This window comes from Curtobacterium sp. 18060 (assembly GCF_902706105.1).
Taxonomy (GTDB): Bacteria; Actinomycetota; Actinomycetes; order Actinomycetales; family Microbacteriaceae; genus Curtobacterium.
Map to the genome: position 1 here is coordinate 54,886 of NZ_CACSJV010000016.1, position 21,241 is coordinate 76,126.

Below are 21,241 nucleotides of genomic sequence, written 5' to 3' on the forward strand. Positions count from 1 at the left end.
CGACCCTGTCCGTCAACTCAGGTTGACAGATGTCGGCGCGTCAATGTAGGTTGACACTCATGGATCGACCGACCATCACGAGCCTCGCGGCCGGAGCCTCCGGGGACGACCCGTTCTCCGCCCTCGCGAACGTGCGCGAGCTCCGCCGTGAACTCGACCGGACCGAAGAACTCGCTGCCCGTGCCGCCCGCAACGCCGGGGCGTCGTGGCAGGAGATCGCGACCCTGCTCGGTGTCAGCCGACAGGCAGTGCACAAGAAGTACGGCAGAAACTAGGAACACGATGAGTCTCCCCTTCGCGCGCCCCAAGAAGACCGACGGCCCCCGCGCCACCTTCGGCCGCCTGTTGTCCTACCTGTTCGAGAACAAGCCGGCGATGGTCGTCATCATCGTGCTGAGCATCCTCGGCGCTGGGGCGTCGCTCGCGCAGCCGCTGCTCGTCAACCAGGTCGTCACGGCGGTGCAGCAGGGCAACACGCTCAGCACGCTCGTCTGGCTGCTCGTCGGGCTCGTCCTGGTCGCCGGCATCCTGAACGGTGTGCAGCACTTCCTGCTCCAGCGTGCGGGCGAGGGCGTCGTGCTCTCGACGCGCCGCAAGCTCATCGCCCGCATCCTCAACCTGCCGATCTCGGAGTTCGACACCCGCCGCACCGGCGACCTGGTGTCCCGCGTCGGCAGCGACACCACGCTCCTGCGCGCCGTCCTGACCCAGGGCCTGATCGAGTCGATCGGCGGCGCCCTCACGTTCATCGGCGCGATCATCGCGATGGCGATCATCGACCCGCTGCTGCTCGTGATCGTGGTCGTCATCGTCCTGGTCGCGATCGTGGTCGTCGGCGGACTGAGTCGGCGCATCCGGATCGCGTCGAAGCGTGCGCAGGAGAAGGTCGGCGACCTGACCGCGGCGGTCGAGCGCGGCATCGGCGCCGTCCGCACCATCCGCGCGGCGGGTGCCACCGAGCGCGAGGTGCACGAGGTCGACGGACACGCGACCGAGGCCTACCAGCGCGGCCTCGACATCGCGAAGATGTCCGCGTTCGTCGTCCCCGTCGCGAGCATCGTCATGCAGGTGGCGTTCATCGCCGTGCTCGGCGTCGGCGGGGCCCAGGTCGCTGCGGGCACCATCACCATCGCCACGCTCATCACGTTCATCCTGCTGCTCTTCATGATGATCATGCCGCTCGGCCAGGCGATGGGCGCTGCCGTCGCGGTCGCCCAGGCGCTCGGTGCGCTCGGCCGGATCGAGGAGATCCTGCACCTGCCGACCGAGGCGCAGGACGACGCCGCTGCGCGCCCCGCCGCCGCGGTGGCCTCCGACGACGCCATCACGTTCGAGCACGTCACGTTCCGGTACGCGGCTGCAGCGGATGCGTCCGGTCCGGACGGCGCCGTCGCGTCCGGCGCGGTGGATCGACCGGGAGGCCCGGATCGGCTCGCCGACGAGCGTCCGGCCGACGACGTGGTGCTCCACGACGTGTCGTTCCGTGTTCCCCGCGGCTCGCGGGTCGCACTCGTGGGCCCGTCCGGTGCTGGCAAGTCGACGACCCTTGCCCTGATCGAGCGGTTCTACGACCCCACCGACGGCGTCATCCGGCTCGGTGGCATCGACGTCCGGGGCATGGACCGCCAGGAGCTCCGCGCCCAGATCGGCTACGTCGAGCAGGACGCCCCGGTGCTCGCCGGCACCATCCGAGCGAACCTGCTGCTCGGTTCGCCGGACGCGACCGAGGACGACTGCGTCCGCGTGCTCGAGGCGGTCAACCTCGGCGAGGTGCTGCACCGCGACCCGCGTGGGCTCGACGCCCAGGTCGGCGAGGACGGCGTGATGCTCTCCGGCGGCGAGCGTCAGCGGCTGGCGATCGCCCGCGCCCTGCTCGCCGCTCCCCCGATCCTGCTGCTCGACGAGTCGACGTCGTCGCTCGACGGCGTGAACGAGCAGAAGATGCGACTGGCGATCGACGCCGTCGCCGAGGACCGCACCCTGCTCGTCATCGCGCACCGGCTCTCCACCGTGGTGGACTCCGACGTCATCGTCGTGCTCGAGCACGGCCGGGTCGTCGGCGCCGGCACGCACTCCGAGCTCGTCGAGTCGACGCCGCTTTACCGCGACCTGGCGAAGCACCAGCTGCTGGTCTGAGCCCCGCCATCGGGCCCGTTCAGGCGGCGAACGGGTCCGGGGTGAGCACGTACACGGTCTCGAGGTACTCCTCGATGCCCTCGTGCGAGCCCTCGCGGCCGAGGCCGGACGACTTCACCCCGCCGAACGGGAACGCTGCGTTCGACACGACGCCGGTGTTCAGCCCGAGCATCCCGGTCTCCAGGCGTTCGGCGAGCCGCTGCCCGCGCGGGAAGTCCGTCGTGAACGCGTAGGCGATGAGCCCGAACTCGGTGTCGTTGGCGAGCCGGATGCCCTCGTCCTCGGTCGCGAAGCGGGTGATCGACACGACCGGTCCGAAGATCTCGGTCGTCAGGATGTCCGAACCCGGCTGCACGTCGTCGAGCACCGTGGGCGCGTAGTAGGTGCCGGGCCGCTCGACGCGGTGTCCGCCGGTGACGAGCCGCGCGCCGCGGGTGACCGCGTCGTCGACGAGTCCGGCAGCCTTGTCCACTGCACGGTCGTCGATGAGCGGCCCCATCGTCGTGCCGTCCTCGGTGCCCCGGCCGATGCGGAGCGCGTCGACCTTCGCAGTGAGGGCGGCCACGAACGCGTCGGCGATGCCGTCCTGCACGAAGAACCGGTTGGCGGCCGTGCAGGCCTCGCCGACGTTCCGGAACTTCGCGAGCATCGCAGCGGTGACGGCGGCGTCGAGGTCGGCGTCGTCGAACACCAGCAAGGGGGCGTTGCCGCCGAGCTCCATGCTCGTCCTGAGCACGTTGTCCGCCGCCTGCTTGAGGAGCGCGGACCCGACCGGCGTCGATCCGGTGAAGGTGAGCTTGCGGAGGCGGCGGTCGGCGATGATCGGCTCGGACAGGCCCTTGGCGTCGCGGGACGGCACCACGTTGAGCACGCCGTCCGGCAGCCCGGCACGGCGGAACAGCTCGACCAGGAACAGCGTGGTCAGCGGCGTGAGCTCCGCAGGCTTCACGACGACCGTGCAGCCGGCCGCCAGTGCGGGGCCGATCTTGCGGGTCGCCATGGCGAGGGGGAAGTTCCACGGGGTGATCGCGTAGACCGGGCCGACCGGACGCTTCAGGACGATCGCGCGTCCGGTGCCCTCGGGGTTGGTGCGGTAGTCGCCGCCGATGCGGACGGCCTCTTCCGAGAACCAGCGGAGGAACTCGCCGCCGTAGACCACCTCGCCGCGGGCCTCGGCCAGGGGCTTGCCCATCTCGAGCGTCATCAGGGCGGCCAGGTCGTCCTCGTGCGCGCGGACCAGGTCGAACGCGCGGCGGAGGACGTCGGAGCGCTGGCGCGGTGCGGTGGCCGCCCACTCCTGCTGCGCGGCGACCGCGGCGTCGAGCGCGGCGATGCCGTCCTCAGGGGTGGCGTCGGCGACCTCGGCCAGCACGTCGCCGGTCGAGGGGTCGCGGACGGCGAACGTCGCGGCGCTCGTCGACGGGCGCCAGGACCCGCCGATGAACAGGCCGGTCGGGACGCCGTGCACGGTGACGTGCTCGTCGCCCACGGTCGTGGTGAGGTCGCCGGTGGTGGTGAGGTCGCCGGTCGCGGTGCTCGTGTCGGTGCTCGTCTCGGTGTCGGTCTCGGTGTTGGTCTCGGTCACAGCTGTGCTCCTCCGGGGTTCGCGAGCCCCTCGTCCATGTCGCTGCGGTCGACGTGCCCGCCGGCCGCTCGGATGTCGTCGAGCGCGCGGGCGCTGCGCTCGTCGTCGACGCCGGCCACCAGGTCCTCGTAGACCGCGACGTCGATGCCGGCAGCGCGGGCGTCGAGGGCCGAGGCCCGGACGCAGTGGTCGGTGGCGATGCCGACGATGTCGACGGAGTGCACCCGGTGCTCGGTCAGGATCTCCGGCAACGGCACGCCCGACTCGGTCCGGGCCTGGAACGCCGAGTAGTCCGGCGTGCCCTGGCCCTTGAAGACGTCGACGTCGATCGGCTCGGTGTCGAGCTCCGGGTGGTACTCGGCGCCCGGTGTGCCGGCCACGCAGTGCACGGGCCACGTGTCGACGAAGTCGGGGCCCTCGGGTCCGGCGAAGTGTCCGCCGTTGTCGTCGTCGCCGTGGTGCCAGTCGCGGGAGCCGACGATCAGGTCGTACTCCTCGGCGTGCCGGCCGAGGAACGCGCTGATCCGTTCCGCGAGGGCCGCGCCCCCGGTGACACCGAGCGCACCGCCCTCGGTGAAGTCGTTCTGGACGTCGACGATGAGGAGAGCCCGTGCCATGGGCCCATCCAACACCCGGTGACTCAGGAGTCGGTGAGCTTGCTCCCGCACGAGTAGGCCGCAGCGGTCACCGCGTCGAGCGCCGGCAGCGCGGCCGCGCGCGACGACCCGATGGCGTAGAACGCGAAGGTCAGGCGCGATCCGTCCGCGGCGTCGATGTACCCGCCGAGGGTGTTCGCGCTGTCGATCCACCCGGTCTTCGCGTGCACCTTGCCGCGGGCGACGGCGTTCGCGCCGGTGAAGCGGCTGGCGAGGGTGCCGGACTGGCCCGACACGGGCAGGGCGTTCGCGAGGGTGCCGAGACCCTTCGCACCGGCGGCGACCTGCACCATGAGGTGGGCGACGAAGTTCGGCGACACCGCGTTGGCGGCGCTCTCGCCCGAGCCGTCCTTGATGACGATGCCGGCCGGGTCGACGCCGTAGGAGCCGAGCGCCGACTGGTACACCGAGGTCAGCGAGGCCGCCGACCCGTTCGAGCCGGACTCCTTCGACGACACCCGGGCGAGCATCTCGGCGAGGGTGTTGTCCGAGTTCGGGATCATCTGCCCGATCAGCGTCGACACCGGCTGCGACGAGACCGTCGCGATGGTGTTCGTGCTGGTCGTGGCGCGCTTGACGATCTGTGCCGACCCGGCCCCGGCGACCCCGGCGTTCGCCAGTGCCGTCCGGAACGCGGTGCCCGCACGGCCGACCGGGTCCTCGGACCGGGGCGAGGTCGCCGCGGCCGGGTTCGCCCGGTCACCGTCGACCATGAGCGCCGTGACCTTCGGCTGGTACCCGATGGTGCGCTCGGACACCGGCCACGTGGGGTCCCACGCGTCGGCGTCGCTCCAGTACGTGTCATCGGTCACGATGGTGGTGACGGGGGTGTTGCCGACCTTCGCCTTGACCTGCTGGGCGAGCTGCGCGAGCGTCGGGGCCCCCGGGTAGACCGTGCCGTTGCCGGCGGACAGCGTGGCGTCGCCGTGCCCGACCAGCGCGATGGTCCCGCCGGACTCCTGTGTGACGGTGGTCGGGATGCGGTGGTCGCCGCCGAGCACCGCGAGCGCCGTCGCCGTCGTCAGGGTCTTCATGACGCTGCCGGTCTGGGCGGCCTTGTCGCCGTCCTTCGAGAACAGGACCTCGCCGGTCTTCGCGTCCATGACGTACCCCTCGAACGCGCCGAGACCGCTCGCCGACGCCGCACCGGCGATCGAGCAGGTGCGCAGCGCGGACGGGCCGGCCGGGTCCCTCGGCACGGCGCGGGCGTCCGGGGTGGGTGTCGGCGTGCTCGTCGGTCGCTTCGTGGTGGCGGTCGACCGGCTCGGGGTCGAGGTCGCGCGCGACGTGGTCGCCGGCGCGGCCGTCGTGCCCGTGTCCGGTGTCATCGCGGCGGCGACCGCGACGGCCCCGCCCGAACCGATCACGAGCAGGGCTGCGAGCCCACCGGCGATCCAGGGCACCGGGCGGCGCACGGCGGAGGCGCGCGCGGCTGCGACGGCGGCGCGGACACGCTCCGGTACGGAAGGCGGGGTGGGCTGCTGCTCGGACATCGTGACCGATCCTACGGAACTGCGGCAGGAGCCTCCAGGCCGGATCGTCCCGATGTGGACGACGCGACCCGGATCAGGGCGCTGTGGAGGCGTCGTCCGCGGGGTAGTGCACGCCGACCTGGCGGCGGGCCTCGTCCATGACGGCCATGATCGCGACCGACTGTTCGGCGTCCATCGGACCGCCCTCGTGCACGCCGGACGTGACCATCGCCTCGAACGCGCGCGCCTCGTGGCCGTAGCCGGCGAGCTCCTCGCGCGCGTCGAACTCCTCGACCACGACACCGTCGCGGTCGCGGATCCGCCAGGTGGTCGGGGTGTACCAGGTCGAGTCGACGTCGATGCGCCCCGCTTCCCCGATGACCGAGGCGGTGTTCGGACTGCGCAGGTCCATCCCGAAGTGCACCATCGACTGCGCGCCGCCCTCGTGCGTCAGGACCATGCCCATCTGCGTGTCGACGCCCTGCTCGCTCAGCGTGCCGGCCGCGACGAGCGAGGTGGGCACACCGAGCACGTCCACCGCGAACGACACCGGGTACACGCCCAGGTCCAGCAGGGCTCCACCGCCGAGGGCCGGATCGCGCAGCCGGTGCGACGGGTCGGTGGGCAGGGCCTGGTGGTGCGTCGCCTCGACGAGCACCGGCCGGCCGATGCGCCCCTCGGCCAGGACCTCGCGGATCATCGCCATCTGCGGCAGGAACCGGGTCCACATCGCCTCGGTCACCGCGACACCGGCTCGACGGGCGGCATCGACCACGGTCCGCGCCTCGGCCGCCGTCATCGTGAAGGCCTTCTCGACGAGGACGTGCTTGCCGGCGCGGATCGCGAGCAGGGCGTCCTCGGCGTGCCGGACGTGCGGGGTCGCGACGTACACGGCGTCGACCGTGTCGTCGGCGACGAGGTCCTCGTAGGAGCCGTGCGCCCGTGGGATGCCGAACTCCGCCGCGAACGCCTCGGCACCGTCGCGGGTGCGGCTGCCGACCGCCGTGAACTCGATGCCCGCGGCGACGCAGTCGCCGACGAAGGACCGGGCGATGCCGCCCGTGCCGATGACTCCCCAGCGAACCGTCATGGGGCCATGTCTACCAGGACTGGCCGCAGCACTTTGGTATGGACTCCACGGGTGATTGCCAGCTAACGTGCTGCGAGATCCCCCATCCGGGGGTCACTCCTCCCCGAGTCGAAGGTGTGCAGGTCCTCCATGCGCCGTTCCGTCCTCTCCGTCGTCGCCACCAGCGCCGCGATCGTCCTCACGTCCACCCTCGTCGGCGGTCCGGCCAGCGCACACGGGTGGGGCGACCCAGGACACGGACCGGGACACTCGCCAGGGCACTCCGCCGACGCCGGCCTGACCCCGCGGACGCACTTCACGATGGCTGCCGACGGCACGTCCGGTGCGACCCAGGGCGGCGAGGGCATCCCGAACATCGACTCCGTCAAGAAGACCATCGCCACCTACTACGGCGACCCCGGCACGGGCCTGGCGAACCGGACCGACTCCCCCTACATCCGCGAGATGCGATCGATCGTCGCCCGCCAGGGAGCGTCGCTGCAGCGCATCCACGACCGCGCCGTCCGGCACGGCGAGAAGCCCGCGATCGTCCTCGACGCCGACGACACCACCCTGTGGACGTACGACATGGAGGTCGCGGACATGCACTTCGTCTTCGACCCCGCACGGCAGGACGAGTGGGTGCAGGACGAACGGTTCGCCGCCACCCCGTCCATGGTCGGCTTCGTCAACCGCGCCGCCGCGATGGGCTTCACCGTGTTCGGACTGACCGGCCGGAACGACGACCAGAAGACCGCAACCGTGCAGAACCTGTCGAAGGTCGGCTACACCGCCTTCACCGAGGACCGCTTCTTCACGAAGTGGACCGGCAAGGGCGCCTCGCAGCAGCCGTCGTACGTGACCTGCGCCGCCGCGAGCTGCACGACCGTCGAGTACAAGGCGCTGACCCGCAAGCACATCGAGCAGGACCTCGGCTACGACATCACGCTGAACATCGGCGACCAGTGGAGCGACCTGCAGGGCGGGTACGCCGACCGGTCCCTCAAGCTGCCGAACCCCACCTACTCCCTCCCCTCGGCCGATCTGCCCGGCGTCTCCGAGCCCCGGCTCGCGCCCCGCACACAGTTCACGATGGCTGCCGACGGCTCCTCCGGTGCGACCCAGTCCGGTGAGGGCATCCCGAACATCGACTCCGTCAAGAAGACCATCGCCACCTACTACGGCGACCCCGGCACGGGCCTGGCGAACCGCACCGACTCCCCGTACATCCGCGAGATGCGGTCCCTCGTCCGGCGGCAGGCCCCCGTCGTCGCCGCCCAGTGCGCCGTCGGCCGCAAGCTGCACCGCAACCCCGCGATCGTGCTCGACGCCGACGACACCACGCTCTGGACCTACGACATGGAGGTCGCGGACATGCACTTCGTCTTCGACCCCGCACTGCAGGACGAGTGGGTGCAGGACGAACGGTTCGCCGCGACCCCGTCGATGACCTCGCTCGTGTCGATCGCACAGCGTTCCGGCTGCACGATCATCGGGCTGACCGGCCGGAACGCCGATCAGGAGACCGCCACCATCGACAACCTGCAGCGCGTCGGCTACCCGCAGTTCTCGGCCACGAAGCGCGGCACCGAGACGTACTACACGAAGTGGACCGGGGTCGGGGCGTCGCAGCAGCCGTCGTACATCACCTGCGCCACGGCGAAGTGCACCACCGTCGAGTACAAGTCACAGACCCGGGCGCACATCGAGTCACGATCCGGCGGACGCTACGACGTGGTCGCGAACTTCGGCGACCAGTACAGCGACCTGCTCGGGGGCTCGGCGGACCGCAGCGTCAAGCTGCCGAACCCGACGTACTACCTGCCCTGAGGCCGACACACGCCCTCAGCGGCGGTGCTTGCCGAGCGCCGCGTCCGGCGCCGCCAGCGGGTGGTTGCGGAACCACCGCAGCAGGGCGCGGGCCTTGCTCGTGTCCGCACTGCTGTCGCCGTCGACCAGGAACGCGTCGAACCCGTCCGGCAGCGGCGTCTCCGCGTCGCGGTCGAACGCCATCGTCCACTCGCCGAAGCGCGGCGTGTGGATGCGCTCCTCGACGAGCAGGCCGACGTCGGTGTGGCGAGGGTCGTCGATGATGCGCTGGTAGGTCTCGAGCACGGCGTCCTCCGGGCCCTCCAACAGCTGCATGAAGCGGCCGTCCTTGTAGACGAGCAGACCGGACAGGCCGGACGCGGCGTTGCGTGACCTGGCGTGCTCGAGCAGCGCGTCCAGCCGTTCCTGGTCGAAGGGCTCGTCAGCGGCACTCATGTAGAGGAGGGACAACAGCATGACGACCTGACGACCTTTCGACGCCCGGAGTGGGCTCGGTCTCGATCGTGGCCGATGGACGTCGCTTCCGGGAATCCCCAGAACGGGGAAGAACGTGCGGTGATCCGCACCCGTCACCGAGGATCGTACGTGCGGACCCAGTCGATCTCGAGGTGGCCCGGGTCACCCCAGTTGCCGACCTGGAACATGTAGCGGTGCGGGGACGACGGGACGTTCCGGGCGACCGTGTACACCAACTCGCCGTCGAGGTAGTAGTTGACCGCTCGGCCCGGGATCCACTCCATCGTGTACGTGTGCCACGAGCTCCAGGACACGCGGGTGTTGTAGTGGTCGAACCGCTTCTCGTGACCGGGGACCATCGAGTGGTGGAACACGCGGGGCGTGCTGTCGAAGTTGCCCTCGGGGAAGTTGACCTCGCCGTCGCCCCAGTCGTCCGACGTCGGCCACAGCATGACCGCGACGCCGTTGTCGGCGCCGCCGGTCGCACGCGCTCGGATGCTGAACGTCCCACCCACGTGTGACCAGGCATCCTCCGGGGTGCCGAAGGTGCCAGCCGCACCGTGCTCGCCGTCCAGGGCGACGTCCATGTACCCGTCGTGCGCGCTGATCTGCGAACCCGACCAGTACCGTCCACCGGTGCCGTCCGGGTACGGCTGCCACGACTGCGCGTACGTCGCAGCGAACGGCCCGTCCGCCGCCGCCGGTGTGTCGAAGTCGACCGAGAAGGTCGGCACCCGGCCGATCGTCGGGTCGGGGCGGACAGCGGGGCCGTCCGCCCGCAGTGGCGTCGCGTTCGTCTGCTGCCCCTGGGACGCAGCGGCTGCCGACGAGCGGCTGGATTCGGGAACTGCGGCGGCGCTCACGGCGAGTGCCGCTGCCGCCGCACCCACGAGGACGATCATCGTCACACGGGTGAGCACGGTGCCTCCATCGATCGTCCGCCGGAGGAGGCTGGGCGATGTGGTTCTTGCGTCGCAGGGACCCCCGCGACGTCGTCACGCTATCCCGGGCCCCGTGCCCCTGTCTGTCCTGCGGCCGAAGCGTGCGGCTTCACGCCAACAGAAAAATCCCCGGTCAGGACCTGATGCAGATCCGTGACCGGGGATGTGTGCTGAGCCGCCTGTCGGAATCGAACCGACGACCTATTCATTACGAGTGAATAGGAGCGGTAGACTGTGGCTACTCGGCAAGCGCTGAAACTGGCGGCCTATCCCCGGAATGATGCGGATCGGGCTACCATCGAGACGAGCAACTGCAACCACGTGGTTGCGGTTAAGTGTGTGTACCGATGTGTGTACCGGGAGGAACAGTGCCGAGGAAGCGGGATTCCGGCGATGGAGGGCTCTACGCCATCCGCGGCGGCAAGCTCTACCGGGGCGTCATCGACGACGGCTTCCACCCCGATGGCCGCCGTCGCCAACGCGTTGTGACGTCGAAGACCAAGGAAGGTGCGCGCCGCAAGCTCGATGCGATCAAGAAGCAGATCCAGCAGCACGGCGCCGCACTCGACACGAAGACCACGCTCGAGCAGTGGGCGACGCACTGGCTCGAAACGGTCGGCAAGCCGAACCTCAAGCCGAACACTCTGCTGTCGTACGAATCGGTGAGCCGGAACTGGATCGTCCCGACCATCGGCGCGAAAAAGGTCGCGTTCCTCAAGCCGTCCGACGTTCGAATCATGACGAAGGCCGTCGCCGACGCCGGTCGTACATCTGCGACGTCGAGGAAGGCGTACCAGGTGCTGTCGCTCATGCTCGAGTCGGCGCGGGTCGATGGCATCGCCGCGCGCAACGTGTGCGAGGACGTCAACGCCCCGGTGCAGGGCGAATCAAACCGTGGCGCACTGAGTACGGAAGCGGCACTGTCCGTCCTTAAGGTCGCCGCAGAGCACGACGACGGAACCCGCTGGTGGGTCGCACTACTGAGCGGTCTGCGCCAAGGCGAGCGCATTGGTGCTCGCCTCGACTCCCTCGACCTCGACTCCGACCAACCGACGATCGGCGTCGAGTGGGCGCTGTCCGAAGTGCCCTTCGAACACGGCTGTGGCCGCATCGAAGACGGCACCTGGCGCTGCGGCAAGACTCGCGCTGGCTCTTGCACAAACCGCCGGCTCCGGATCCCTGACGGTTTCGAGTACCAGCAGCTCAACGGCCGCCTCTGCCTCATTCGCCCGAAGTCCGGCAAACCTCGGTATGTGCCGCTCATGCCGGCGCTCGCTGAAGCGCTTCGCCGTTACCTGGTCAAGACTGCCGACCGGCCGAACCCCTACGGACTGATCTGGCGCAAGGCGAACGGTGAACCGTACCTGTGGGGCGAGGACGAGCAGACGTGGCGCGATCTGCTGTTCGAGGCCGGCGTCATCGCTGAGGACCAGCGCGCGCCCGGCTCCCCCGTTCCGACGACGCACTGGGCACGGCACACGACCGCGACCGTGCTAATGGAGCTCGGTGTCGACGCGAAGATCATCGGCGAGATTGTCGGCCACCAGTCCGAAGCGGTCACCCGCCGCTACCAGCACGTGTCGTCTGCTGCCGCACGCGATGCGATGGACAAGCTCGGCTCGCACTTCGCCCTCGAAACTTGAGGCGAGAGCTCGGCGTCGAAAAGAAGCCCCGCTCGCAGGAGCGAGCGGGGCTTCTTCGTTCAGTTCAGGCTGTTCGGGCTGCCAATCGGCGGGATCGTCTACGGGCGGCTTCGTCACGCACGAGACGCTCGGCCTCGGCGCGGCGCTCGGCGCGAACTTTCGGGTCTGAAAGATCGGGCATGCGACGCGGCTCTTCGGAAGTGCTGGTTGCCAACTTTGTCATCGTTCTGCTACCTCCTGCGTCGAAGTGTACGTCTGACTGCCGACAGGTTCTCATGCAACTCGCTGGATGTCATCGTCCGCGAATTTCAAAGGCGATGGCGAGACAGTGAGCCAACGTAGACATGACCGCAACGTCGGTCTCGTCGAGGTCTCCCGGCTCGGGAGCGTCAACAGTGAGCATGCCAAGGACGTCCGTCCCTGACCAGATGGAAGCTGAGATGAAGGTTCGATAGCCGCGCCCTGATCCCTTCCAATCTGGGTCGGACTCCATCTCGATGTCAGGCACGAACTTGGTCTCATGCTTCTCCAGCCAGGCGAAGACCGCGTCGCCACGTCCGCCTTCGCCCGTGACGAACGCACGTGGGGTGTCCTTTTGGCGTCCGGAACTGTCTTCGACCTCGAGTCGCTTCTTGCGTCCCCGGGTGCTGTCGACCCGATACACCACCATGCGCACGTCCACGGAACGAGGGAAGAGCGTCGGCATCGCTCGTAGCACGGCGCTCACGACCTTCTGGTAGGGCTCCACCCTCTTGTCGGATGGCCGGGCAGCAAGCACGGTGATACGCCGGAGGATCGGCTGGAAAGCGTCGGTCATGGCGAGCTGCGCATCAGCACCCTCTGCCTGCTTCGCCTGTGTCTCACGCTTGCGAGCCTCGTCAATGCCAGCTGCGAGCAGACCCGCGACGACGAACGATGCGATACCAACCCAGACCCAGAAGGTACGCCAGTCCGTCCAATCAGGAAGGCCGGCCAGGAACAGCGCCAGAGCGCTGGCGGCCCCTGCCAACACCGACAAGACCAGGAGCAGGCGGGGAGCGACGCCGAATAGGCGATCGACCGATTGGTGAGCACGGTCAACAAGTCGCAAGCGCCGCTGGGGCGTTCGGCTTGTCGGTCGTTGATATGGCACGAAAGGTGACCCTATCTCGTTCGACGGCCTCAGCGACCTCGTAGCGCACGCACTTTGACCGGACCTCCGCAGGGTCGAGTGCGGCTGCCCTAAGGGAGGGTCGAACCGCGCCGACCACGTATCTAGCAGTACCGGCGCCCCTCGTGGCACAATCGGTACCACGTAGCGAAGCTGCGCCCAGAACTCAGAACCCCCGAGCAGTCAGGCTCGGGGGTTTCGTCGTTCCAATAGGCATGGAGCAGGCGTCCTGCCGGCGAGGTGCCCGCCGAGCCCTACCGCTGCGCGAGATAGAAGCGGGAGGCGCCAGCTACTTCTCGACGCCGCCGCCCGCTCCTGCAGCATCGCCCTGCGAGCCAGGAGGCGTCGGGTCGTTTGACTGCTGGATAGCTTCAGCAAGCATCGAAAGCACGCGCTGCACCACAACGCCACGTTTTGGCTCTGGAAGAACTTCCAGCAACGGCCCGATCACAGCCATCCAACTTTGGGTGGACGTACTCAGCGCGGCACCCTTCAGCTGGATGTCGAGCGCCCGGAACAAGCGTTCAAGCACGTCGACCTGACCAGTGACCATCCCCCGCTCGATGTTTCGGATCGTTCTCGGGGACACGTTCGCGGCGAACGCGAGGTCTTCCTGGGTCATGTCCCTGGCGTGCCTTAGGTCGCGAACAGCTGCGCCGTAGAACAAGCGCTCTTGCGCTGTGGCGCGCCGGAGATCCACCTGCGTCCAGTCGATTTCTTGCCCGTCGGCTCCTGTACTCACGCCTCCGACACTACTGGTTCTTGCCGGTTGGCGGCAAGGGAACCGGCAAAACCCACTGTTTTCCTTCCCCTTACCGGCAGAAAGGCGTACTCTCTTGCCTATGACCAACCGATCGAGTCACCCGGGGGTAGGCATCCGTCTACTTCGCGAACGTGCGGGTCTCACCCAAGACGAAGTCGCTCTCCTCATGGGAGCGTCGCCCACCTACCTCTCTCGCGTCGAGAACGGGGCTGTGAAGGCCTCCGATCTCTGGCTCGGCAATGCAGCCTCGGCCATCGGCAGCTACCTGGCCGAACCCCGACCTCTCGATCTCAGGGGTGCGGCGTGAACGCGCGGATCGAGTTTGCGCCAGCGCTCTTCACCCGAGAGCTCGCCGCTTACTACCTGAGCTGCAGCCTCCGAGACGTCGACGACCTCAGGGCCAAGGGCGAGCTCATCCCGGTCGGCGACTCCAAGCGGATCAAGTTCCGCAAGGAAGACCTGGACCGACATGTCGCATCGCTGCCCGAACGCGACTGACCGATGGTCCAGCTCCTTCGTCGCTTCATAGCCGCCGTCCTCATCGCCGAGGACCCGATCCCCTGCTACAGCAAGCTCGACCACCTCGACGGTCTACCCGAACGGAGTACCACCCCGTGACCGATCTCCTGAACTTTCAGTACGACGGCCTGAACGTCCGCACGCTGGTCATCGACGGCGAGCCCTGGTTCGTTGGGGTCGATGTCTGCAGGGCGCTCGGGCTCATGAACCCGCGCGATGCTCTTGGCAGGCTGGATGTTGATGGGGTCGGTAGTGCCGACGTCATCGACAGCATGGGCCGCACCCAGAACGCCAAGGTCATCAACGAATCCGGCCTGTACGAGCTCATCTTTCAGTCCCGCACCCCCTTCGCGGCTGAGTTCCGCCGCTGGGTCACACGCGATGTGTTGCCGACGATCCGCCGCTCGGGTTCGTACGTCGAGACTCCTGCCGAAGACGACACGACTCTCATCGCTCGAGCTCTGCAGGCATCCGCTCGGATGCTCGAGCAGAAAGACGCCAAGATCGCCGAGCTCGCACCGCGAGCGCTGGCATGGGACGAGATAGCGGACGGCACGGGTGACTACGACGTCGCAGACGCGGCCAAGATGCTCGCGCGCGCTGGTATCCCGCTCGGATCGCAACGCCTCTTCCGGCAGCTCAACGATCTCGGCTGGATTTACCGCGGCAGCGCTGGGAAGTGGAAGGCCCGTCAGGCACAGGTCGATGCCGGCTACCTCGCCGAGCGACCGATGTCGCACCACCATCCGCGCACCGGAGAAGTCGTCGTCGACCCCCCCGCAGGTGCGCGTCACGTTGAAGGGCCTCGAGCGGCTCCGCGTCCGGCTCGGCGACTTGACCACCTCGCGCTTCAGCACGGCCGTCTGACGACTGCCATACAGACCGAAGGCCCTCGAGGTGCAACTCGAAGGCCCTCACTCCCGAAGGAGAAACACAGAATGTCTACGTCCATCATCGCATCGAACACCGACATCGGCGCAACCCTCAGGGCACTCCGGACCCAGGGCCGACTGTCGCAGCAGCACCTCGCATCGACCATCGGCACCACCACCGCCTACCTCGCGAAGCTCGAAGAAGGCCTCGTCACTCCAACGCAGAGCTACGTCGGGAAGATCCTCGACGCCGTAGTCAAGCTGCTCGACGCTCCCCCGCGTCCCTGCCTCATGCTCGGCTGCAAGGTCACGCACAAGCCAGACGAGATCGTCTTCCACCACGCGGACACCATCGCCGGCGACTGGGGTTCGGTCGAGGTCCGCATGTGCGAGGGGCAGGACAAGGAGTGGGTCACCTACCTCCGTATCGAGGACGAGTACGCGACTTCCGCTGACTCGTTCCGCGCGATCGACCGCGCGTACAAGACGGCGAGCGCCCTCGCTGCTGCGCTGAACCGTCACCCCGCGGCGGTGCGCCGATGAGCGCGTGGGCGCCGACGCCGGCCGAGCGTCGCAAGTACCGGGACTACACCGTCGAGTTCCGGCGAGCAGAACACCGCCACGTCCACATCACGACGGTCGACGGGCACGTCGGGCGAGCTGTTGCCCTCTACTACCGGATCCCGTCGCTCAAGAAGTTCGTCGTCTACGACTACCCCGGGACGAGCGACCGCGAGCGTCGCCAGATCGAGCAGTGGGGGCTCGCGCTTCCCAGCGGAGAATGGGCACGATTTGCTGACGTGTGGGAGCGTCGCCAAATCCTCGGCCGCGTTGTGTTCACGCAGCAGATCGTGACCTTCGCAGACGACCCGTTCGCCCAGCTCGAGCTCGAGCTGATGATCGACGCGGACAGCGAGGTGAGCGTCTGATGGCCGGAGTCTGCGCGCTTGAGCGCCAAGCCCAGACGAACGCGGCGCAAGCAGCATGGAACCGATGGCTGCCCTCCGTGGAGCACCACGGCGGCGAGACAATCGTGACCCTCGGCCCGGTGCACCTGGTGTGGTCGTTCGGAGTGCTCGTAGCGTTCGCGGCACCGGGCGTAGCAATGGCGAGCGAGAACCTATGGGGAGCCGCGACCGACCGCCACCTTCGTCGCTTCCAACGCGACCACGGCCTCGCCTGGAACGACCGCACTGTCCGGGAGATCTTCGAACGGATGGCGGACATCGCACTGTTCGTCCCGGACGATTCGGTGACCGAGGACGGTAGCTCATGACCGGCGCAGAAGTCGTGGTAGCGGCATCTGCGGTGCTGGAGCGCCTGCCTTGGATGCCCGTCGAGTGCTGGGGCACCGGCAAGCTACGTCCCAAGAACACGCGAGCGCTCCGCCTGCAGATCAACCTGTTCCACAAGCGCTGGCCCGCCGACTGGAACAACTGCCAAGCCTGCCGTCGGCCTACCGCAGATCTCACGCTTGACCATTGGATCCCGCTCAGTCGCGGCGGATGCAACCACCTCCACAACCTCAGGCTGATGTGTGTCGTCTGCAACCGGGACAAGGGGAACCTCATGCCGTGGCAGTGGGCGCTCGCACGCTCCGGCATGACCAAGTTCGGCAACCATCCATCCATGGGGCGGGCTGCACAGAACGGCATGACGCACGCGACCACTGACGCTGAGGAAAAAGCCGTGCGCTTCCTCGTCCAGGAAGGGGACCGAATTTTGAAGGTAGCCAAATCCATGGCTCACAAGAGCTCCGTGCCGTACGAGGTTGCTCTGTCCATCGTTCGCGAGCGCATCGAAGACCGCCTTCGCGAGCAAGAAAGGCCGATCGATGTTCAGCCACTCTGAGGAGCTCTGATGGCCGTGTCGCAGGCGCTACTGATCGATCCCGACTTCATCCCGCTCCGCGCTGCTCTCGTCCGGGAGCTCGGTGCGATGGAGGCGATCGTGTGGCAGCTCATCTACTTCCGTACAGCGCAACAGAGCCCTCACCGGTACGAGAGGGACGGTGAGTCGTGGTGGCGCGCGAACCGTGAAGAGCTCGCGCGAGCGTCTGGACTCTCTTCCGACCAGATCAAGCGAGTGATCGCGAAACTCGAGAAGTCTGGACACCTCGATGCGGCCGAGCACCGAGAGGACGGCATCACTGATCGGACCAAGTCGTACCGGTGCGTGACGGAGGAATCCGCGCAGTCGAGTGGTGCGAATCCGCCCAGTCAAGAGCGGGGCGATTCCGCCCAGTCTTCCTCTAAGAAGTCAGAAGAATGGGTGAGTACTTCGTACTCACCGCGATCGGACGGATCTGCACACTCGGAGCTCTTCGAGCAGGCGTGGGAGCACTGGCCGAAGAAGGAAGCCCGGAAGCCAGCGTTCGAGAAGTTCAAGCGACTCGTCCGCGACCGCAAGATCAGCGCGGAGAAACTCGCCGCCGAGATCATTCGCCACGGCGACGCCTTCACCGCATCCGGGAGGCAAGTCCAGTACGTCCCGGGACTCCTCCCCTGGCTCAACCAGGAGCGCTGGTCCGACGACCTCGCTCACCCCACGGCCACCCAGACCAAGCAGACCGCGTTCCACCGAAACCTCAGCACCGTCGAACACTTCGCCCAGGAGGCACAGCATGAACAAGCTCGAGCTCTCGAAGCTGCTGACCACGTTCTCCCTCGTTGACCACCGCAACATCGACCCCGAGACGGTGAACGCCTGGTACGACGTTCTCGGTGACCTCGACGTCGACTTCGCCTACGAGGCGGGCGTGGAGCACTTCCGTGAGTCCACGGACTACTTGAAGCCGGCGCACATCGTGGCTGGCGCTAAGCGGCTGCAGCAGCAGAACGTGGCAGCCGTCCGTGAAGGACGAGCGCGAGGCGTCATTCCCTCGGAATGGCCGGACACGCAGAAGCTGTCACCGGCGCTCGCCGACGCTCTTTCTGCCGACCGAGCTGCCCGCCGCGGCGTGTGGATCGGCCGGTCCTGGTTCGAGTCCTGGGACGCGTACAACGATTTCGAGCAGCGACGCGATATCGAGCGCCAGCACGGCTTCGGAGCGATTGCCAACCCCGCTGAACCCGCAGCCCCGGAGTACCTGCGGTGACCCCCTCGAACGCCCACCCGACTGCACCCGATCCGACGAGGAACAGCATGACCATCACCCAGCAGCCCGAGGAAGAAGCAGCCGTCGACCCCAAGGTTCTCCTCTCGCTCGCAGCAGCTCGAGCACGCCACCGGCTCGGTGAGGCTCCGGGCCTGATCGCCTATGTCCGGACGCTCATCACGCCGGCAGGGGCTCAGCGCTCGGACGGACTCCCCCGCCCCGCTTCGAAGGAAGCACCGGCACCCCTCCGAGTGGACGCCGTCGACGATTCCGACGCCGCGTACGCGCAGCTGCTCAACTGGGTCGCGTACTGGTCCGAGACCCTGCACATCGCTCCCCCTGTCACAGCGACGTACGCATGGTCGAACAGCCGAGAGGTGCAGGGGTTCCGCGCTGGCGTCGCTCCAGAGGGCGCAGCCGTCCTGGTGCGAAACTCGACCGTGTGGCTCCTGCTGCACCAGGACAAGATCGAACGCCACCAGCAGGCCAGCGCCTACTTCGACGACGTCGCAGCGATCGTCTGGGACCTCCGGAAGAAGTTCCCCCGCGAAGGCCGAGGTCCACGCCCGGTCTTCCCGCGGCCCTGCCCGGTCTGCGGGGACCCGTCCATGGGCGTCGAGTGGCACTCGGAGCAGCTGCAGGACTTCAAGCTCGTGTGCTCCTACTGCGGCTTCGAAGGCGACACCGCCGCGCTTCTGAAGGAGCGGGACCTCGCCGAGCTCCTGCGTGACATGCGCTCCGAGGAAGTCGCAGAACCGACTACGTGGTGGACGAAGAAGCAGGCTGCCCGAGAAATGCGGATCACACCGCAGACTCTGAACCGGTACATCCAGCAGGACGGGCTGAAGACCCACACGGCGGACGGGGCGGTGTACGTGAACGCGGACCAGCTGCGTGAGATCTGGCGAGGCAAGCGGATGCGAGACCAGAACCCGCGGCTGCAGCAGGGAGCATAATCATCTCGGTGGCGCCCAAGCTGATCTTCTCAAGCGCGGGCGCCACTGGTTTGCCGTACTGCACCCATTCTCGGAGCTACTGGGCCGCCTCTGCCTCCGCGTTCTTCTGGGCCTGCACAGCGGCGTCAGCCTTCTTCTCCTCGTTCGCGACAGCGCCCTTGATATCCGCGAGGAGCTCGTCATGGGAGTTTTGTTTCCCCACTACGCCTGCAAGCGCTCCTGCCAAGCGGCCAGCGATCTGTACGCGCACAATCCAGCCATGGCGCAAGACGCGCGACCCCTGACTGAATGACTCGATGATGGCGGAGGTGAGTGCTCGATCCTCTCCCTGAGCAACAGCATCCACCAGAATCAGGCGCGAAAGCACCCCGGCACGCACCTGCCGTTCTTCATCCGTGTTGACCATCTTTGCCGCGTCGATCAGGTTTCCGTATGCGACCAGGTCGCCGACTGCTGGCTCGACGACACGAACGAGCTGATCGCGATAGCGGTCAGCGGTGTCTCGCTCCGCGCGATCCTTCGCCTCGCGAACAGACCGGCCTGCCAGAATGTGGGAACGGATCGCGATGGTGACAGTGATTCCTCCGATGACAGCTGCAGCGAGGAAGCTCAGAAGCCCGGTGCCGATGTCACCCTACCACTCGTACGTGATCCAGGACGGGTGCCAATCAGTGGGAAACTGAGTCATACCCGGCAAGCTAGCGGCATTTCCCTGTCTGGCGACACTCCGAGGGAGAATGAGCAGCGGGGGTGTTCAACTCTGAGCTAAGATGTCCGTAACACCGCATGCCCGCCCGAGATGGCGGGCATTTGTACTTCATCAAAGCCCGTGCGCGTTGAGTGCCCCGATCACGACAAAGATGCCTCCGACGAGGCCACTCGCGATTGAGAAGACCGACACGTTCGCCCTCAGGCGGTTGTTAGAGCTGACTCCCCAGGCATCCAGGATGACCAAGACGCTCTGAGCGACCACGGAGAGCACGACCAGGACAGCCCCAATGACGTCGGCCATGGCGCGGTACTGGCGACCTGCATCCTGGGCGTAGACGAAGTGCGCGATGACTAACGCGAGGGCGACAAACACGGCGACGACCCCAACGGGCGCCCACAGAGCTTTGGGCGGTTCACGTTCGTCACTCTTGTCCAAGGCCGAAGACAGGCTGTCGACCTTCGATTGAAGAGCGGCGATAGCGTCCGCCGCCTCTTTCTGATCCACGGCGAGCGCGGCTACGTCGTCCGACAGGCGCTTCTTGCTGATGAACTTCCCCACGTCCCACACTCTCGGCAGCACGGCGCTCGCCGTAAGGAGACGAGCTGGGATGGGGCTGTCGGAGCCACTTCGGGTTGGCTCCGACGACATGGTGGTGGTGACCCACCCGCAGCACACCGCGCCTGCGACAACAACCGCGGTTCGACTTCCGCATGGTTCGGGAGGACGCTCACGCGTCAAAGGTCCCTGAACGCCGACAAGACTGGTTGGGCCGGTCTTCCACGTACAGCTACGGGGATAGGCGATCAGGTCATCGCTCGCAGTCGCCTTTGCCGGTTCGGCGCTGCGTTCCAGTAGACCGGCTGAGCGGTTTCATGCAGTGGCCCGCCAGGTGAACCCCAGCAAAGCTGCCGCTCCGCCAGCGAGCGGGCATGCGCCCTGCCGAGGACCTAAAACACCCCTCGGCCGCCTCTGCCCGCTCTGCTGTGCCCCCACACTTCCTCGTGCCAGCCGACACGCATCAGCACCGCACCTAGCCGCCGGCCCCGACCTGTCACGTCAGGGCAACACCGGCCGCACAGCGAACCGAACGATCGCGGCGCGAGCACGAGGACCCTTCAAGGCCGTGACCCTGAGTAACCCGCTGCTGGCACCGCGGAACCCAGACGAGACCGGCCGACCACTTGACGTACATGGCACACATGGAGGCGAACATGGCTGCAGCATCAGCAACGGTGCAGGTCAGAATCACCCCTGAGAGGGACTGCTGCAGGTTGGGTTGACTCCTGACCTCTGAGGACTTGGTCCTCGGTGGAAGGATGTCGATCATGGCCAAGCCTTATCCGGAGGAGTTCCGACGCGATGTGGTCGCGGTTGCCCGCCGGGG

23 protein-coding genes and 1 tRNA gene are annotated in these 21,241 nt (G+C 67.5%); 13 read left to right on the plus strand and 11 right to left on the minus strand.

Going from position 1 to position 21,241, the window contains the following annotated elements; genetic code table 11:
- Window positions 1-59: 59 nt before the first annotated feature.
- Both GVL05_RS09890 and GVL05_RS09895 read left to right on the plus strand, forming a co-directional pair.
- Complete coding sequence (locus GVL05_RS09890; RefSeq protein ID WP_123292166.1) at window positions 60-275, plus strand: hypothetical protein; 216 nt, start codon at window positions 60-62, stop codon at window positions 273-275.
- Between the two features lie 7 nt (window positions 276-282).
- Window positions 283-2,136, plus strand: coding sequence for an ABC transporter ATP-binding protein (locus GVL05_RS09895; RefSeq protein ID WP_159573045.1), 1,854 nt, complete (start codon window positions 283-285; stop codon window positions 2,134-2,136).
- A gap of 19 nt (window positions 2,137-2,155) precedes the next feature.
- On the opposite strand, the gene GVL05_RS09900 is transcribed toward GVL05_RS09895, so the two are convergent.
- From GVL05_RS09900 to GVL05_RS09915, 4 genes are all read right to left on the minus strand, one after another.
- Entirely contained in the window at window positions 2,156-3,625 is a 1,470-nt protein-coding gene (locus tag GVL05_RS09900) for an NAD-dependent succinate-semialdehyde dehydrogenase (RefSeq protein ID WP_159573063.1), read from the minus strand.
- Between the two features lie 92 nt (window positions 3,626-3,717).
- On the minus strand, window positions 3,718-4,338 hold the full coding sequence (locus tag GVL05_RS09905; protein WP_131845653.1) for an isochorismatase family protein: 621 nt from the start codon (window positions 4,336-4,338) through the stop codon (window positions 3,718-3,720).
- 23 nt (window positions 4,339-4,361) lie between these two features.
- Window positions 4,362-5,870: a D-alanyl-D-alanine carboxypeptidase/D-alanyl-D-alanine-endopeptidase gene (dacB, locus tag GVL05_RS09910; RefSeq protein ID WP_228505416.1), complete on the minus strand. Its 1,509-nt coding sequence runs from the start codon at window positions 5,868-5,870 to the stop codon at window positions 4,362-4,364.
- Between the two features lie 73 nt (window positions 5,871-5,943).
- Complete coding sequence (locus GVL05_RS09915) at window positions 5,944-6,939, minus strand: Gfo/Idh/MocA family protein (protein ID WP_159573046.1); 996 nt, start codon at window positions 6,937-6,939, stop codon at window positions 5,944-5,946.
- 129 nt (window positions 6,940-7,068) lie between these two features.
- Between GVL05_RS09915 and GVL05_RS09920 the strand changes: the two genes are divergently transcribed.
- Complete coding sequence (locus GVL05_RS09920; protein ID WP_159573047.1) at window positions 7,069-8,748, plus strand: HAD family acid phosphatase; 1,680 nt, start codon at window positions 7,069-7,071, stop codon at window positions 8,746-8,748.
- 15 nt (window positions 8,749-8,763) lie between these two features.
- Here the strand turns inward: GVL05_RS09920 and GVL05_RS09925 are convergent, their stop codons facing one another.
- From GVL05_RS09925 to GVL05_RS09935, 3 genes are all read right to left on the minus strand, one after another.
- Window positions 8,764-9,204, minus strand: coding sequence for a BLUF domain-containing protein (locus GVL05_RS09925; protein ID WP_123338900.1), 441 nt, complete (start codon window positions 9,202-9,204; stop codon window positions 8,764-8,766).
- Window positions 9,205-9,317: 113 nt separating this feature from the next.
- A complete protein-coding gene (locus GVL05_RS09930; protein ID WP_159573048.1) occupies window positions 9,318-10,124 on the minus strand; it encodes a glycoside hydrolase family 16 protein in 807 nt (268 codons plus the stop codon).
- Window positions 10,125-10,318: 194 nt separating this feature from the next.
- Window positions 10,319-10,411: transfer RNA gene (locus tag GVL05_RS09935), tRNA-Thr, on the minus strand.
- Between the two features lie 102 nt (window positions 10,412-10,513).
- Here GVL05_RS09935 and GVL05_RS09940 point away from each other — a divergent pair.
- Window positions 10,514-11,788, plus strand: a complete 1,275-nt coding sequence (locus GVL05_RS09940) for a site-specific integrase (protein ID WP_159573049.1) — start codon at window positions 10,514-10,516, stop codon at window positions 11,786-11,788.
- Between the two features lie 292 nt (window positions 11,789-12,080).
- Here the strand turns inward: GVL05_RS09940 and GVL05_RS09945 are convergent, their stop codons facing one another.
- Window positions 12,081-12,800: a GAF domain-containing protein gene (locus tag GVL05_RS09945; protein ID WP_327785636.1), complete on the minus strand. Its 720-nt coding sequence runs from the start codon at window positions 12,798-12,800 to the stop codon at window positions 12,081-12,083.
- A 427-nt stretch (window positions 12,801-13,227) separates the two neighbouring features.
- Complete coding sequence (locus tag GVL05_RS09950; RefSeq protein WP_159573051.1) at window positions 13,228-13,680, minus strand: helix-turn-helix domain-containing protein; 453 nt, start codon at window positions 13,678-13,680, stop codon at window positions 13,228-13,230.
- A gap of 100 nt (window positions 13,681-13,780) precedes the next feature.
- On the opposite strand from GVL05_RS09950, the gene GVL05_RS20355 reads away from it, so the two are divergent.
- From GVL05_RS20355 to GVL05_RS09995, 9 genes are all read left to right on the plus strand, one after another.
- Window positions 13,781-14,008: a helix-turn-helix transcriptional regulator gene (locus GVL05_RS20355; RefSeq protein WP_123672283.1), complete on the plus strand. Its 228-nt coding sequence runs from the start codon at window positions 13,781-13,783 to the stop codon at window positions 14,006-14,008.
- On the plus strand, window positions 14,005-14,199 hold the full coding sequence (locus GVL05_RS09960) for a helix-turn-helix domain-containing protein (protein WP_159573052.1): 195 nt from the start codon (window positions 14,005-14,007) through the stop codon (window positions 14,197-14,199). Before GVL05_RS20355 ends, GVL05_RS09960 begins: the two co-directional genes overlap by 4 nt.
- A 116-nt stretch (window positions 14,200-14,315) precedes the next feature.
- Complete coding sequence (locus GVL05_RS09965) at window positions 14,316-15,635, plus strand: BRO family protein (RefSeq protein ID WP_159573053.1); 1,320 nt, start codon at window positions 14,316-14,318, stop codon at window positions 15,633-15,635.
- Window positions 15,632-16,021 carry a hypothetical protein gene (locus tag GVL05_RS09970; protein ID WP_159573054.1) on the plus strand — a complete coding sequence of 130 codons (390 nt, stop codon included), beginning with the start codon at window positions 15,632-15,634 and terminating at the stop codon, window positions 16,019-16,021. The genes GVL05_RS09965 and GVL05_RS09970 overlap by 4 nt, the downstream gene beginning before the upstream one ends.
- Window positions 16,022-16,098: 77 nt before the next feature.
- A complete protein-coding gene (locus GVL05_RS09975) occupies window positions 16,099-16,368 on the plus strand; it encodes a hypothetical protein (protein ID WP_159573055.1) in 270 nt (89 codons plus the stop codon).
- Complete coding sequence (locus GVL05_RS09980; protein ID WP_159573056.1) at window positions 16,365-16,943, plus strand: HNH endonuclease; 579 nt, start codon at window positions 16,365-16,367, stop codon at window positions 16,941-16,943. The genes GVL05_RS09975 and GVL05_RS09980 overlap by 4 nt, the downstream gene beginning before the upstream one ends.
- A 9-nt stretch (window positions 16,944-16,952) precedes the next feature.
- The gene (locus tag GVL05_RS09985; RefSeq protein ID WP_159573057.1) at window positions 16,953-17,765 is read left to right on the plus strand and encodes a hypothetical protein; all 813 of its coding nucleotides are present in this window, start codon (window positions 16,953-16,955) and stop codon (window positions 17,763-17,765) included.
- Entirely contained in the window at window positions 17,716-18,189 is a 474-nt protein-coding gene (locus GVL05_RS09990) for a hypothetical protein (protein WP_159573058.1), read from the plus strand. Before GVL05_RS09985 ends, GVL05_RS09990 begins: the two co-directional genes overlap by 50 nt.
- A gap of 47 nt (window positions 18,190-18,236) precedes the next feature.
- A complete protein-coding gene (locus tag GVL05_RS09995; protein ID WP_159573059.1) occupies window positions 18,237-19,145 on the plus strand; it encodes a hypothetical protein in 909 nt (302 codons plus the stop codon).
- Window positions 19,146-19,221: 76 nt separating this feature from the next.
- On the opposite strand, the gene GVL05_RS10000 is transcribed toward GVL05_RS09995, so the two are convergent.
- Window positions 19,222-19,551, minus strand: coding sequence for a hypothetical protein (locus GVL05_RS10000; protein ID WP_159573060.1), 330 nt, complete (start codon window positions 19,549-19,551; stop codon window positions 19,222-19,224).
- A 414-nt stretch (window positions 19,552-19,965) separates the two neighbouring features.
- The gene (locus tag GVL05_RS10005) at window positions 19,966-20,415 is read right to left on the minus strand and encodes a hypothetical protein (protein WP_159573061.1); all 450 of its coding nucleotides are present in this window, start codon (window positions 20,413-20,415) and stop codon (window positions 19,966-19,968) included.
- Window positions 20,416-21,241 lie beyond the last annotated feature (826 nt).

Excerpts from the sequence above, each read along its gene's own strand:
- GVL05_RS09890 (WP_123292166.1), top strand. The coding sequence starts at position 60 with ATGGATCGACCGACCATCACGAGCCTCGCGGCCGGAGCCTCCGGGGAC.
- GVL05_RS09895 (WP_159573045.1), top strand. The coding sequence starts at position 283 with ATGAGTCTCCCCTTCGCGCGCCCCAAGAAGACCGACGGCCCCCGCGCC.
- GVL05_RS09905 (WP_131845653.1), bottom strand. The coding sequence starts at position 4,338 with ATGGCACGGGCTCTCCTCATCGTCGACGTCCAGAACGACTTCACCGAG.
- dacB (WP_228505416.1), bottom strand. The coding sequence starts at position 5,870 with ATGTCCGAGCAGCAGCCCACCCCGCCTTCCGTACCGGAGCGTGTCCGC.
- GVL05_RS09915 (WP_159573046.1), bottom strand. The coding sequence starts at position 6,939 with ATGACGGTTCGCTGGGGAGTCATCGGCACGGGCGGCATCGCCCGGTCC.
- GVL05_RS09920 (WP_159573047.1), top strand. The coding sequence starts at position 7,069 with ATGCGCCGTTCCGTCCTCTCCGTCGTCGCCACCAGCGCCGCGATCGTC.
- GVL05_RS09925 (WP_123338900.1), bottom strand. The coding sequence starts at position 9,204 with ATGCTGTTGTCCCTCCTCTACATGAGTGCCGCTGACGAGCCCTTCGAC.
- GVL05_RS20355 (WP_123672283.1), top strand. The coding sequence starts at position 13,781 with ATGACCAACCGATCGAGTCACCCGGGGGTAGGCATCCGTCTACTTCGC.
- GVL05_RS09970 (WP_159573054.1), top strand. The coding sequence starts at position 15,632 with ATGAGCGCGTGGGCGCCGACGCCGGCCGAGCGTCGCAAGTACCGGGAC.
- GVL05_RS09980 (WP_159573056.1), top strand. The coding sequence starts at position 16,365 with ATGACCGGCGCAGAAGTCGTGGTAGCGGCATCTGCGGTGCTGGAGCGC.
- GVL05_RS09985 (WP_159573057.1), top strand. The coding sequence starts at position 16,953 with ATGGCCGTGTCGCAGGCGCTACTGATCGATCCCGACTTCATCCCGCTC.
- GVL05_RS09990 (WP_159573058.1), top strand. The coding sequence starts at position 17,716 with ATGAACAAGCTCGAGCTCTCGAAGCTGCTGACCACGTTCTCCCTCGTT.
- GVL05_RS09995 (WP_159573059.1), top strand. The coding sequence starts at position 18,237 with ATGACCATCACCCAGCAGCCCGAGGAAGAAGCAGCCGTCGACCCCAAG.
- GVL05_RS10000 (WP_159573060.1), bottom strand. The coding sequence starts at position 19,551 with ATGGTCAACACGGATGAAGAACGGCAGGTGCGTGCCGGGGTGCTTTCG.